11 protein-coding genes and 2 pseudogenes are annotated in these 13,589 nt (G+C 65.7%); 9 read left to right on the top strand and 4 right to left on the bottom strand.

The annotated features are described in order from the left end of the window. Positions 1–77: 77 nt before the first annotated feature. Entirely contained in the window at positions 78–917 is an 840-nt protein-coding gene (locus tag MMSP_RS11605; RefSeq protein ID WP_020786752.1) for an Rv2407 family type 3 sulfatase, read from the bottom strand. A gap of 225 nt (positions 918–1,142) precedes the next feature. Here MMSP_RS11605 and MMSP_RS11610 point away from each other — a divergent pair, with 225 nt between their 5' ends. Beyond that, complete coding sequence (locus MMSP_RS11610) at positions 1,143–1,571, top strand: CBS domain-containing protein (protein WP_012395338.1); 429 nt, start codon at positions 1,143–1,145, stop codon at positions 1,569–1,571. A gap of 41 nt (positions 1,572–1,612) precedes the next feature. Here MMSP_RS11610 and MMSP_RS11615 read toward each other — a convergent pair whose 3' ends face one another. Beyond that, positions 1,613–2,215 carry a type II toxin-antitoxin system PemK/MazF family toxin gene (locus MMSP_RS11615; RefSeq protein WP_012395337.1) on the bottom strand — a complete coding sequence of 201 codons (603 nt, stop codon included), beginning with the start codon at positions 2,213–2,215 and terminating at the stop codon, positions 1,613–1,615. A 32-nt stretch (positions 2,216–2,247) separates the two neighbouring features. Here MMSP_RS11615 and lepA point away from each other — a divergent pair. The 3 genes and pseudogenes from lepA (at position 2,248) to MMSP_RS11630 (ending at position 5,684) form a co-directional block, all read left to right on the top strand. Next, positions 2,248–4,165: pseudogene (gene lepA, locus MMSP_RS11620) on the top strand (translation elongation factor 4). 2 nt (positions 4,166–4,167) lie between these two features. Next, positions 4,168–4,911, top strand: a complete 744-nt coding sequence (locus MMSP_RS11625) for a sensor domain-containing protein (protein WP_015356508.1) — start codon at positions 4,168–4,170, stop codon at positions 4,909–4,911. Then, complete coding sequence (locus tag MMSP_RS11630) at positions 4,911–5,684, top strand: sensor domain-containing protein (protein WP_036426444.1); 774 nt, start codon at positions 4,911–4,913, stop codon at positions 5,682–5,684. Before MMSP_RS11625 ends, MMSP_RS11630 begins: the two co-directional genes overlap by 1 nt. Positions 5,685–5,701: 17 nt before the next feature. Here MMSP_RS11630 and MMSP_RS11635 read toward each other — a convergent pair whose 3' ends face one another. Both MMSP_RS11635 and MMSP_RS25895 read right to left on the bottom strand, forming a co-directional pair. After that, positions 5,702–7,768, bottom strand: a complete 2,067-nt coding sequence (locus MMSP_RS11635) for a glycoside hydrolase family 15 protein (RefSeq protein ID WP_012395333.1) — start codon at positions 7,766–7,768, stop codon at positions 5,702–5,704. Positions 7,769–7,838: 70 nt separating this feature from the next. Further along, a pseudogene (locus MMSP_RS25895) lies at positions 7,839–9,021 on the bottom strand (FAD-dependent oxidoreductase). Between the two features lie 123 nt (positions 9,022–9,144). Here MMSP_RS25895 and MMSP_RS11645 point away from each other — a divergent pair. The 5 genes from MMSP_RS11645 to MMSP_RS11665 all read left to right on the top strand — a co-directional run bounded on the left by MMSP_RS11645 (position 9,145) and on the right by MMSP_RS11665 (position 13,567). Beyond that, on the top strand, positions 9,145–9,348 hold the full coding sequence (locus MMSP_RS11645) for a hypothetical protein (protein WP_232022594.1): 204 nt from the start codon (positions 9,145–9,147) through the stop codon (positions 9,346–9,348). A 349-nt stretch (positions 9,349–9,697) separates the two neighbouring features. Then, the gene (locus tag MMSP_RS11650) at positions 9,698–10,747 is read left to right on the top strand and encodes a sulfate ABC transporter substrate-binding protein (RefSeq protein ID WP_020786758.1); all 1,050 of its coding nucleotides are present in this window, start codon (positions 9,698–9,700) and stop codon (positions 10,745–10,747) included. Next, positions 10,744–11,646: a sulfate ABC transporter permease subunit CysT gene (gene cysT / locus MMSP_RS11655; RefSeq protein ID WP_020786759.1), complete on the top strand. Its 903-nt coding sequence runs from the start codon at positions 10,744–10,746 to the stop codon at positions 11,644–11,646. Before MMSP_RS11650 ends, cysT begins: the two co-directional genes overlap by 4 nt. Then, positions 11,643–12,461 (top strand): sulfate ABC transporter permease subunit CysW, encoded by an 819-nt coding sequence (gene cysW / locus MMSP_RS11660; RefSeq protein ID WP_020786760.1) that lies wholly within the window; start codon positions 11,643–11,645, stop codon positions 12,459–12,461. Before cysT ends, cysW begins: the two co-directional genes overlap by 4 nt. Next, positions 12,458–13,567, top strand: coding sequence for a sulfate/molybdate ABC transporter ATP-binding protein (locus MMSP_RS11665; RefSeq protein ID WP_051153662.1), 1,110 nt, complete (start codon positions 12,458–12,460; stop codon positions 13,565–13,567). The genes cysW and MMSP_RS11665 overlap by 4 nt, the downstream gene beginning before the upstream one ends. Positions 13,568–13,589 lie beyond the last annotated feature (22 nt).

Genomic DNA, 13,589 nt, shown 5'->3' on the forward strand with positions numbered 1-13,589 from the left:
ACGAAACCCGCACCGCGCCGACAAAAGGGCAATTCGTGTCGGCGGTGAACAGTCAGTGGGGCGTGCCCGGAGGACCGCTAGCGGGCGTGCACCTCGACGCGATGCAGGTCGTTGCCCAGTTCGATGCGCCCGCCGAACTCGGTCGCGGCCAACGCCCGCCACTGGTCTTCCTGACCCGCGATGATGGCTGGCACGTAGTGCGTCATGACCAGCGTGCCCACCCCCGCGCGGGCGGCGGTCGCGGCCGCCTCCTGTACCGAGGAGTGGTAGTCGCAGATGTCCTTGACTCGCTGTTGGGGGAAGTTCGTGATGATGTCCTTGCGGATCACGGTGTGCACCAACGCACCGGCGCCGGCGGCCAATTCGTCCAGGCTGGGACAGGGCACGGTGTCCCCGGCCAGCACCGCCGACGCGCCGTCGAACTCGACGCGGAACCCGATCGTCGGCGCCACCGGGCGGTGATCGGTGGGTGCCACTCGGATCGCTACACCATCGCGGTCCCAGACCGTCCCGTCGGTGTATTCGTGAACCTCGATGGGCGGCGGAGCGTTCAGGTCGGCGTGATGGGCGATCCGGTAACCGATGTCGCGGCCGAACGCTTTGAGCATTGCCTCGACAGTTTCCGCGGTGCCGGGCGGCCCGATGACCTGAAGGGGCGCGGGATCGGCCGCGAAGTTGGTGACCCAGCTGGTGATGAGCACGTCGCCGAGTTCGGCAATGTGGTCGCTGTGCAGGTGGGTGAGCAGCACTGCCGACAAGCCGGCCGCACCCACCCCGACGGCCGCCGCGCGCTGCAGCACCCCGCGGCCACAATCGACCAGGAAGACCTGTCCGCCGGCTCGCACCAGGGTCGATGGCCCCGCACGATCCGGGTCGGGGATGGGACTTCCCGTTCCGAGCAACGTGATCTCAATCATGAGCCCATCCTTGCAAGCCGGGTCGGTGCGTCATCGCTCAACCGGTCGATCCGGCTGGCGGGTATCAGGATTGGTTCTATCGGTCAGGGGGCTCGGGAAGCGCCCAGGTGCAGGTGACCGGATCGATACTTGGCTGTTTGTGCCCGGTTGGGGTGTTGGCTTTCCTGCCGCACGAGTTAGTTGTAGCCTGGGTGTGAGTCGGGTCACAAGCTGCGGGAGGCCTCAATGCGGATCGCGGACGTCTTGCGGAACAAGGGGGCAGCGGTGACGACCATCAACCCCGATGCGACGGTCCGGGAATTGCTTGCCGGTTTGGCTGAGCAGAACATCGGCGCGATGGTGGTGGTCGGAGTGGAAGGTGTGGTCGGCATCGTGTCGGAGCGCGATGTCGTGCGCCAGCTACACACGCACGGCGCCAGCGTGCTGACTCGCCCGGTCTCCAAAATCATGACCAGTGCCGTCGCCACCTGCACAAAGTCCGACACGGTCGACAGCATCAGTGTGCTGATGACGCAGAACCGGGTGCGGCACGTGCCGGTGCTCGACGGCCAGAAGCTGATCGGCATCGTCAGCATCGGCGACGTGGTGAAGTCGCGGATGGGAGAACTCGAGGCCGAGCAGGAGCAGCTGCAGTCCTACATCACCCAGGGGTGATCACTGCCCGGTGCCGCGGCGGCCAATAGCCGCATTCGTCGCTAGCGCCAGCTGTACTCGGCACGCAGCCGCGCCGCCACCACGTCGAACACGTCGCGCTGCAGGATCGCACCCTGGCGGCGGATGCTCTCCTCGGGTACATCGAGCACCCGGTCCAGCCGCACCCAGCCTTGCTGGCCCTCGAAGTCCCAGTCGCCGGTGCCGATTGCGACCCAGTCCGGATCGGCCGAGTACTGCTCCTGGCTGGACAACATCAATGCCAGCAACACGTTGCGCTCACGGCCTACGACGAGCACCGGCCGGTCTTGGCCCTGGGTGGGATCGTCTTCGTAAACCACCCAGGTCCACACGATTTCGCCCGGGTCGGCTCGGCCATCGAGGTCGGGGGAGTAGGTGAGCTTGCGCGCCCGCGCAGCGGTCGGGGAGCTGGTGTCGGTCACCGGCCGGCCCGCGGTGATCTCGGCCGGTGGCGGCGGCAGCCCCATCGCCACGATGTTGGCGGTGATTTTGACGGCTTGCTGAATGGTCCGCAGCGTTTCCTGGGTGTTCTGCAGACGATGGACAACCTTGGGCGCCTCGTTGAACACGAGGTTCTCCGCGAAGCGCTGGAACGTCTTCCACTGGGACTTCCCGGCAGACGTCATATTCGCAGCATAGACGCGATCCGCCGAGCGCGATTGGCCTCAAGTAGGTCCGGGCGGCGCTGCACAGATAGGCTGGAAACCCGCAAACCCCCGCTTCAGGAGAGTCCCATCAGCAGTTTCGCCGACAAAACCTTCACCCCGCCGGCGCAGATTCGGAACTTCTGCATCATCGCTCACATCGACCACGGAAAGTCGACGCTGGCGGACCGAATGCTGCAGTTGACCGGGGTCGTTGACGAGCGCTCGATGCGGGCCCAGTACCTGGACCGGATGGATATCGAACGCGAACGCGGGATCACCATCAAGGCGCAGAATGTGCGGCTGCCCTGGCAGCTCGATGGAACCGAGTACGTCCTGCATCTCATCGACACGCCAGGACACGTCGACTTCACCTACGAGGTGTCACGTGCGCTGGAGGCCTGCGAGGGCGCGGTGCTGCTGGTTGACGCCGCCCAGGGCATCGAGGCCCAGACGCTGGCCAACCTCTACCTGGCACTGGACCGCGACCTGCACATCATTCCGGTGCTGAACAAGATCGACCTGCCGGCCGCCGACCCGGACCGCTACGCGGGCGAGATTGCTCACATCATCGGCTGCGAGCCCGGCGACGTGCTGCGGGTTTCCGGCAAAACCGGGGAAGGCGTCGCAGACCTGCTCGACCACGTGGTGCGCGAGGTGCCGCCACCGCAGGGCGATGCCGACGCACCCACTCGCGCAATGATCTTCGACTCCGTCTATGACATCTACCGCGGTGTGGTCACCTACGTCCGCGTCGTCGACGGCAAGATCACCCCCCGCGAGCGCATCGCCATGATGTCCACCGGCGCCACCCACGAACTGCTCGAGGTCGGCATCGTCTCACCCGAACCCAAGGCCAGCGACGGCCTTGGTGTCGGCGAGGTGGGTTATCTGATCACCGGGGTCAAGGACGTGCGGCAGTCCAAGGTCGGCGACACCGTCACGACCGCCCGAAAAGGTGCCACCGAGGCACTGACCGGCTACCGCGAACCCAAGCCGATGGTGTATTCGGGACTGTATCCCGTTGACGGATCGGACTATCCGAACCTGCGGGACGCCCTGGACAAGCTGCAGCTCAACGACGCGGCCCTGACCTATGAGCCCGAAACGTCGGTGGCGCTGGGTTTCGGATTCCGGTGCGGCTTCCTGGGCCTGCTGCACATGGAGATCAGTCGGGAACGTCTGGAGCGCGAGTTCGACCTCGACCTGATCTCGACCTCGCCCAACGTCGTGTACCGCGTCATCAAGGACGACGGCACCGAAATGCAGGTGACCAACCCGTCGGACTGGCCCGAGGGCAAGATCCGCACCGTCTACGAGCCGGTGGTGAAGACCACCATCATCGCGCCCAGCGAATTCATCGGCACCATCATGGAGCTGTGCCAGTCGCGGCGCGGCGAGCTGGGGGGCATGGACTATTTGTCGCCCGAACGGGTGGAACTGCGATACACAATGCCGTTGGGGGAGATCATCTTTGACTTCTTCGACTCGCTCAAATCGCGGACCCGTGGCTACGCCAGTCTCGATTACGAGGAGTCCGGCGAGCAGGAAGCCCAACTGGTCAAGGTCGACATCCTGCTGCAAAGCGAGGCCGTCGATGCGTTCAGCGCTATCGTCCACAAGGATTCGGCGTTCGCCTACGGCAACAAGATGACCACCAAGCTCAAGGAGCTGATTCCGCGTCAGCAGTTCGAGGTGCCGGTGCAGGCGGCCATCGGTTCCAAGATCATCGCGCGCGAGAACATCCGCGCGATCCGCAAGGATGTGTTGTCGAAGTGCTACGGCGGTGACATCACCCGCAAACGCAAGCTGCTGGAAAAGCAGAAAGAGGGCAAGAAGCGGATGAAGACCATCGGCCGGGTCGAGGTGCCGCAGGAGGCGTTTGTCGCGGCACTGTCCACCGACGCCGCGGGGGATAAGGGCAAGAAGTAGCCGTGACGGTGGGGCGAGCCGGCTGGGCGGGAGCCGTTGCCCTGCTGGGTATCGGCCTGCTGGGAACCGGCTGCACGAACACCGTTGCGGGAGTGTCCACCCACGCCGGCCAGCCGGGTGCGAATGCGCTTACCCCCGAGCAAGTATTGCCGGATGGCGAGGAGGTCAAGGCCGCGGTCGGCAACGATCTGCCGCCCCACAGCCCGCCGATGGTGGGTGATATCGGCGTGTTGCCCAACGGGATTCGCGACAATTCTGCCGCCGCGCCCATCGAATGTCTGGGGGCGATAGCGCCGGCGATGCGGATCAGCTACGAGGTGGCGCCGGTCCGCGCGGCGGCACTGCAGGATTATTGGAATTACGACTCCGGTGTGGTGACGTCTAGTGCAACGGTGGCCGCGATCAAGTTGGCGTCCTCAGACGACGCGCAACGACTATTCGCGTCTTTCACGCAGCAATGGCGACAATGCGAGGGCCGCACCGTCACGATGTACACCCATGACAGGAGCGATACAGAGTTGTATTCGAAAGTGACCGAAGTCCGAACCGACGGGCCGATACTTTCGGCGACCATCATCAGCTGGGACAACCACCACACTCCGCAGTCCCCGGTCGAACGGGCCGTCGGCGTCCAGGGCGACGTCCTCGCCGATGCCAAGGTGGCGCTCAGGCCGCACTCGCAACCCGGGACCAGGGCGATCGAACTCGTCAAGGTGATGCTGCGCAAGGTATCGAGCACGAACTGATGAGAACTCGATTGGTCTTGGCCTGCCTGTTGGTCATCAGTCTGGCTTCGGGCTGCACGTCTGTCGTTGCGGGCACCGCGCTCCCCGCGGCGGGGCTTGCCCCCCAGCTGGTCACCGGAGAAGCGATCAAGGACGTGCTGTTGGACAGCGCCGCACTGGCAAATATTCTCGGCCAGGACTTCACGGCCAAGTCAGAATTGCCACCGCGCTTCGGTGGCCCGGAGAGGTTGCAGGAAGCCTTCGGTCGGGTGTCGCGGGTCGACTGCCTGGGCATCACGACCATGCTGGCCAAGAGCGCCTATCAGTCGGCGCGTCGATCCGGCAGCGTGGAGAACGTGGCGCGGGAGACCTGGTGGAACTCCGCGGGACCGGCGAAGGTGATCAGCGTGGCGGAGGGCGTGGTCGCGCTGTCGGGGCCCGACGAGGCCGCCGAACTGTTCGAGAGCTTCACCCAGCAATGGGACAGCTGCGACGGCGCGATGGTGACCATCGATAGCGGCAAGGTTGCCTTCGCGGACAAGATCACCGACGTGCGCATCACCAACTCCGTGCTGGCGGCGACCGTTTCGATTGGCACCCGAATATCCGGTTCACAGCTCAAAGCGGCCAGACCGGAGGCGCGTGCCATTGGCCTGCGGGGGAATTGCCTGGTCGAAGTCGAGATCGCGTTTTTCAGTGTGCGAGGACCCGCAGACAAGGGGTCCGCCGACATCAATACCAGCGCTATCGAGATCGCCCACGCCATGATGGAAAGAGTCAGCAATATGAGCTGACCCCGAATCGACGGGGGCTACATCGGCGCGTTGGCCGGCTGGAACATCCCGGAACTGTCGGCCTCTTCCTCGGCGCGGATCACGTGGACCACCGCGTTGATCAGCGCCAGGTGGGTGAACGCCTGCGGGAAGTTGCCCAGATGCCGCCCGGTGCGTGGCTCGATCTCTTCGGCGTACAGATGCAACGGGCTGGCGTAGGACAGCAGCCGCTCGCAGAGCCGCTTGGCCTGGGCCACTTCGCCGATCTCAACCAGCGCCGAGACCAGCCAGAACGAGCAGATGGTGAAGGTACCCTCCTCGCCGGAGAGTCCGTCGTCGGTCTCCTCGACCCGGTACCGCAGCACCAGGCCCTCCTCGGTGAGCTCGTTGGCGATCGCCAGGACGGTATTGCGCACGCGCGGGTCATCCGGGGGCAAGAAGCGAGTCAGCACCACCAGCAGCAGCGAGGCGTCCAGCGCGTCGTCGCCGTAGCGCTGGGTGAACACCCCGCGCGAGTCCACCCCGTGCTCGAGAATGTCCGCCTTGATCTCGTCGGCGATCTGGTGCCACTGCTGGGCATAGCTTTTCTCGCCCTGGCGCTCGGCGAGTTTGGCCCCGCGGTCCAGCGCCACCCAGCACATCACCTTTGACGAGGTGAAGTGCTGCGGCTCCCCCCGCACTTCCCAGATTCCGCGGTCGGGCTCGCGCCAGTGCGTGATCGCCTCTTCCACTTGTCGCTTCAGCACCGGCCACAATGTTTCCGGGACTTGTTCACGCGACTTGGCGTGCAGATAGAACGAATCCAGAATCGAGCCCCAGATATCGTGCTGGTCCTGGTTGTAGGCGCCGTTGCCGATCCGGACCGGTCGCGCATGGTCGTAGCCGGACAGATGGTTGAGCTCTTCTTCAACCAGGCTGCGCTCGCCGCCCACGCCGTACATCACCTGCAACGGGTGGCGCTCGTTGTGGTTGGCGCCGGATACATCGGCGATGAAGGCGAAGAAGTCGTCGGCCTCGCGGTCCAGACCGAGGGTGTAGAGCCCCCACAGCGCGAAGGTCGAGTCGCGAACCCAGGCGTATCGGTAGTCCCAGTTACGTTCGCCGCGCGGTGTTTCCGGAAGCGAGGTGGTGCTGGCCGCCAGCAGTGCGCCGGTGGGCGAGTAGGTCAACCCCTTGAGTGTGAGCGCGCTGCGCTGCAGGTATGCCCGCCACGGGTGGTCGGGAAAGTTGCCGATGTTGATCCACTGCCGCCAGCATTCGGTGGTTTGCCACATCTTCTGGGCGGCCTCTTGGTAGGTCTGTGGCGCCGGGTGCTTGGTCCAGCTCAACGCGACGAACACGTCGTCGCCCTCTTTCATCCGGGTGCGCGCCCGCGCCTCCCGGCCCTCCAGCCCGATCCGCAGGTTGGTGGTCAGCCGCAGCGTCGGGTGAGCATCGGGTTGCTTGCTGGCCCGGGCGATGGCCTCACCGTAGGCGTTGGCCGAGTACTCCCAGGTGGCCCCGAGACGGTGGTAGTCGAACGCCGGTTCGCAGCTCATCATCAGCTCGACGGTTCCGCTGACGCAGCGCACGGTGCGCAGCAAGATGTGTTCGGCGTCCCAATCCATCGGCGTACGCCGATGAGTCCGCGAGCGCCTTTCGATGTCGTGCCAGGGCCCCATCACCAACGCGTCGCGCACGATCAGCCACCCGGTGTGGGTCTGCCACGTGGTCTCCATGATCAGGCTGCCGGGAAGGTAGCGCCGCGCCGACGGCACCGAAACCCCGTAGGGGCCCAGCCGGAAATGACCGGCGCTGCGATCCAAAATCGCGCCGAACACGCTGGGGGAGTCCGGCCGGGGCACACACATCCACTCCACCGAGCCGGCCGGAGAGATCAAGCACGTCGTTTCCCAATCGGACAGGAACGCGTAGTCGGCAATCGGCGGAAACGGATTGCGCAGCGATGCGCTGGACGGGGAGATGCCGTGCTGGCTGAGTTCGACCGACGCCGCGGGGGCCCCGTCCAACGCGGGAATCTGGGTAGCCGGCGCGGCGTGCGGGGCCTCCGTCGGCTCGACGGTGAGCTCGACGTCCTCGTCTGCGTGTTCGGCGTGCAAAACCATCCCACCATCATCGACTGTCGACCTGCCCTGCGTCCACCACTGCGCTCCGCGCGGCGCCGAGGTGTCGGGTCTACCGTGCCCGCCTCGCGTACTTTGGGGCGTGTTCGGGCAGTGGGCCGATCGCCACCAGATAGCCCATGATCCGCCGCACTGGCACCGAACGGCTCACCAGGCGCACCACCGGCGGCGGTTGCGGCGGCCCGCCGGTTACCGCCACCGCGACGATGGCGGCGTGGATGGCCCGCTGGATGCCCTGCAGAAAGGCCGTCCGGGGCCCACCGGCGTGCCTGCACCCGCGCCAGCTGGCCGGTGGACACCCGCCCGACGCGCAACGACGGCGCCAGCATCCGGGCGGTGGCCACCGCGTCGGCCAGGGCCAGGTTGATCCCGACGCCGCCGACCGGGGACATCGCGTGCGCCGCATCGCCGATGCACAACGCGCCGTCGCAGTACCAGCGCCGCAGCCGATTGAGTTGTACATCAAGCAGTTTCACGTCATCGAAAGACTTCAGTGCGTCGACGCGGTCGGCGAGCCAGGGCATCAAGTCCGCCAGCGCCCGGTGCAGTGCCTCAATACCCTGCGCGCGCAATTGGGAATCGCTGCCCTTGGGAATGATGTAGGCGATCTGGTAGTAGTCGCCGCGGTCGATGGCAATTCCGCCGTGACCTGAGTTGAAGATGCCGGCCAGACCGGTCGGATCATCGGGCCGACGTGGTAGTCGGAACCACCAGACGTCCATCGGTGCGCCGAAGCTGCGGGTCGCCATGCCCAAGGCCGAGCGCACCGTGGAGCCCCGGCCATCGCAGGCCACGGTCAGATCGGCGTGCATGTGTTTTGTTTCACCGGATTGCGCGCGGTAGGTGACACCGACGACGCGGCCCGGGTCGGGTCCGTCACCCCACAGCACCCCGGTCACCTCGGTGCTGCGCAGCAATCGGAAGGTGGGTTCAGCCTCAGCCGCGGCGGCCAGCAACTCGAGGAAATCCCACTGGGGCACCAAGGCGATGTGCTGGTGGGCGCCGGGCAGGTGTTTGAGGTCGAGGTCGACCGGTTGGCCCTGCACCTTCATGCTGATGGTGTCGATCAGGCGATGCGGGATCTGAGCGAATTGGGATCCAAGACCGAGTTCGTCAAGCAGACGCAGGGTGCTGGCGTGCACCGTGTCACCGCGGAAGTCGCGCAGGAAGTCCGCGTGCTTTTCCATCACGGTGACGTCAACGCCGGCCCGGGCCAGCAACAAGCCCAGCATCATGCCTGCCGGTCCGCCGCCGGCTACCAGAACGCTTGTCGTTTCCGATGGCTGAGGCACTGGGCGATCTTAGGCAGATCATCCGGCCGATCAGGCGCATTGGTTTCGGCTGCCGCGCCGCATAGGGTGAGTCCGGTGAGCGGCATCCTGAATTGGTGGGACTGTGTTGAGCTGTGGCTCTCCGGGCTTCCGTTCGCACTGCAGGCGCTCACGGTGATGCCGGTGGTGCTGGGTGTGGCCCTTATCTCGGCGGCAATATTGGATGCCCTGCTGGGCATGGGTATCGAGCTGATGCAACGCGTCCGCCATAGCGACGAAGCGTCGGGGTAAGCGATGCCACGGTCGCACGTCACGTTGGTTCTCGTCGTCCTGCTGGTGTTGGTGGTCGCCATGTGGTTGCTCACGCACTGAGATGCGGACGCGGTCTGTCCCCGGCGGATTCTGTTAGGCTTCGCGGCATGCACGCAGTGGCCAGTGCTTTGGGGTGCTTGGGGTTTGCAGTGGCCTGCGTGAGTGAAGCCGTGGTGATCTGCGCCACTGCTGACGTGCGCTGTTGTCGCTGACGCCAAACCCGTGCGCGGTCTGGTGCGGAGTTCGTCAATGCCTCAGTTGCTAGCCGATCGCTCCTTCCGCAGTCACGGGAAACGTTGTCCACAAATCCCGCACTGGAAGGCCACCAATGCCGCAGACGTTCATGGGCGCGGCGCGCTCGCGGCGGCCCGGCACGTTCGGGGTCATCTTCGCGCTGATCGCCGTCCTGGCCTCGGCGTGTCAGGGAGGTCCTAGCGACATCGCGGGTGGTGGTGGACCCACCGACGCGCACACCAGCATCACGCTGGTGGCCTACTCGGCCCCGGAGCCCGGCTGGAGCACGGTGATCCCGGCCTTCAACGCCTCCGAGGAAGGCAAGGACGTGCAGGTGATTACCTCCTACGGTGCCTCTGCCGACCAATCTCGCGGTGTCGCCGACGGCAAACCGGCCGATCTGGTGAATTTCTCGGTCGAACCGGACATCGCTCGACTGGTCAGGGCCGGCAAGGTCGCCAAGGACTGGGACGCCGACGCCACCAGGGGCATTCCGTTCGAGTCGGTGGTCACGCTGGCCGTGCGGGAGGGCAATCCCAAGAACATCAGGGATTGGGACGATCTGTTGCGGCCCGGCGTGGAGGTCATCACCCCCAGCCCGTTGAGCTCGGGGTCGGCCAAATGGAACCTGCTCGCCCCCTACGCGGTCAAGAGCGAGGGCGGCAGAAACAGCCAGGCCGGGATCGACTTCGTCAGCAGGTTGGTGCGCGAGCACGTCAAACTACGCCCCGGCTCGGGCCGCGAAGCCACCGATGTCTTCGTCCAGGGCAGCGGCGACGTCTTGATCAGCTACGAGAACGAGGCGATCGCCACCGAGCGGCAAGGCAAGCGCGTTCAACACGTCACCCCGCCGCAGTCCTTCCAGATCGAAAACCCCCTGGCGGTGGTGACCACCACCGCACATCTGGCCACGGCGACGGCATTCAAGAACTTCCAGTACACCGTCGAGGCGCAACGGCTCTGGGCGCAGGCCGGATTCCGGCCGGTCGACCCCGCCGTGGTCGCCGAGTTTCGCGATCAGTTTCCCCTGCCGGAGAAACTGTGGACGATCGCTGACCTGGGCGGTTGGGACACGGTGGATCCGCAGCTATTCGACAAGGGCACCGGCAGCATCACCAATATCTACATGCAGGCCACCGGATGACGGTGACAGCACATTCCGGGCAGTCCGATCCGCCGGCGGTGGCGCCGGATCCCGGTCAGCGCGCCGACGGCGGTCCGCAATGGATATCCGGACTCGGCCGCTCGGGCCGTAGGGGCGCCACGGCGCTGCAGGTTGGTGTGTCGATGGTGTGGCTTTCGGTCATCGTGCTGCTGCCGTTGGCGGCCATTGCCTGGCAGGCCGCCGACGGCGGCTGGCACGCATTTTGGTTGTCGGTCTCCTCGCGCGCGGCGCTGGAGTCGTTGCGGGTGACGTTGACCGTCTCCGCCGGCGTCACGTTGCTCAACACGGTGTTCGGCCTGTTGATCGCCTGGGTGCTGATCCGGGACGAGTTCGTGGGTAAGCGACTCGTCGATGCCGTCATCGATCTGCCGTTTGCCCTGCCCACCATTGTCGCCAGCCTGGTCATGCTGGCGCTCTACGGGCATAACAGCCCGCTGGGGCTGCACCTGCAGCACACCGTGTGGGGCGTGGGGGTGGCGCTGGCATTTGTCACCCTGCCGTTTGTGGTGCGTGCCGTTCAACCGGTGTTGCTGGAACTCGACCGCGAGACCGAGGAAGCGGCGGCATCGCTGGGTGCCACCGGTTGGAAGGTCTTTACCTCCGTCATCTTTCCGTCGCTGATGCCGGCGTTGTTGTCCGGTGCGGGCCTGGCGTTCTCCCGTGCCATCGGCGAGTTCGGGTCGGTGGTGTTGATCGGCGGCGCAGTCCCGGGTGAGACCGAGGTGTCCTCGCAGTGGATTCGCACCTTGATCGAAAACGATGACCGCACCGGGGCCGCGGCGATCTCCATTGTCCTGCTGTCGATCTCATTCGCGGTACTGCTGGTGCTGCGGGTCCTCGGTGCGCGCGCGGCCAAGCGGGAGGAGTTGGCCCCATGACTTCGTCCCCGCTGGTTCGCTACCTGCTCCGGGCCATCGCGCTCACGTATGTCTTTGCGCTGCTGGTGGTTCCGATGGGGGTGATCTTGTGGCGCACCTTCGAACCCGGCTTGGGCCAGTTCTATGACTGGATCAGCACCCCGGCGGCGATTTCGGCGCTGCATCTGTCGCTGTTGTTGGTGGCCATCGTGGTGCCGCTGAACGTGATTTTCGGCATTCCGACCGCATTGCTGCTGGCCCGCAACCGGTTCCGGGGCAAGGGCGTGTTGCAGGCGATCATCGACCTGCCCTTCGCGGTCTCGCCCGTCATCGTGGGCACCGCGTTGATCTTGTTGTGGGGATCGGCGGGTGCCCTGGGCTTCGTCGAACGAGACCTCGGGATCCGAATCATCTTCGGCCTGCCCGGGATGGTCCTCGCCAGCATCTTCGTCACCCTGCCGTTCGTCGTACGCGAGGTCGAACCCGTGTTGCACGAATTGGGCACCGACCAAGAGCAGGCCGCCGCAACCTTGGGTTCTGGCTGGTGGCAGACGTTCTGGCGCATCACGCTGCCATCGATCCGGTGGGGCCTGACCTACGGAATTGTGCTGACTGTCGCCCGTACCCTGGGCGAATACGGTGCGGTCCTGATGGTGTCGTCCAATCTCCCAGGGACATCGCAAACGCTGACGTTGCTGGTCTCGGACCGCTACCACCGCGGGGCCGGGTACGGGGCCTATGCGCTGTCGACGCTGCTGATGGCTGTCGCGGTGGTGGTCTTGATCGTCCAGGTGGCACTTGACGTGCGCCGGTCTCGAACGACCAGCCGGGCATGAAGAAGGAGACTTCATTGACTGGACCGGGAACCGGTGGTCACGCCATTGTCGTGCGGGACGCCTTCAAGCAATACGGGGACTTCGTCGCGCTGGACCGCGTGGACTTCGTGGTGCCGGCCGGTTCGCTGACCGCCTTGCTGGGGCCCAGCGGTTCGGGCAAGTCGACGCTGCTGCGTACCATCGCCGGGCTCGATCAGCCCGACAGCGGCAACATCACGATCAATGGACGCGATGTGACCCGGGTGCCGCCCCAGCGACGCGGCATCGGCTTCGTGTTCCAGCACTACGCCGCCTTCAAGCACCTCACCGTTCGCGACAATGTGGCCTACGGCTTGAAGATCCGCAAGCGGCCCAAAGCCGAGATCAGAGACAAAGTCGACAATCTGCTAGAAGTGGTGGGATTGAGCGGATTTCACGGCCGCTACCCCAATCAGCTCTCCGGTGGTCAGCGGCAGCGGATGGCGCTGGCCCGCGCGCTGGCCGTCGACCCGGAAGTGCTGCTCCTCGACGAGCCTTTCGGTGCGTTGGACGCCAAGGTCCGGGAGGATCTGCGGGCCTGGCTGCGCCGACTCCATGATGAGGTGCACGTGACCACCGTCCTGGTCACCCATGATCAGGCCGAAGCGCTGGATGTGGCGGATCGGATCGCCGTGCTCAACTCGGGCCGGATCGAACAGGTTGGTTCCCCCACCGAGGTGTACGACGCCCCCGCGAATGCGTTCGTGATGTCCTTCCTGGGTGCGGTTTCCGCGCTCAACGGTGCGCTGGTGCGCCCGCACGACATTCGGGTCGGCCGCACCCCCGAAATGGCCGTCGCGGCGGCCGACGGCACGGGGGAATCCACCGGTGTCACGCGCGCCGTCGTGGACCGGATCGTGGTGCTGGGCTTCGAGGTGCGGGTGGAGCTGACCAGCGCGGCCACCGGCGGAGCCTTCACCGCCCAGATCACCCGGGGTGACGCCGAGGCGCTGGCTCTGCAGGAAGGCGACACCGTCTATGTGCGCGCCACCCGGGTGCCCCCGATCGCCGGAGCTGCCCCGGCCGTTCCGGACGACGGTGCCGGCAGCACTCCCAGGGCAGCGCAGATCGGTGTGGGGGGACAGTAACGGTCACCCCGTAGCTGTGACG

The organism is Mycobacterium sp. 012931 (assembly GCF_000419295.1).
GTDB classification, from domain to species: Bacteria; Actinomycetota; Actinomycetes; order Mycobacteriales; family Mycobacteriaceae; genus Mycobacterium; species Mycobacterium marinum.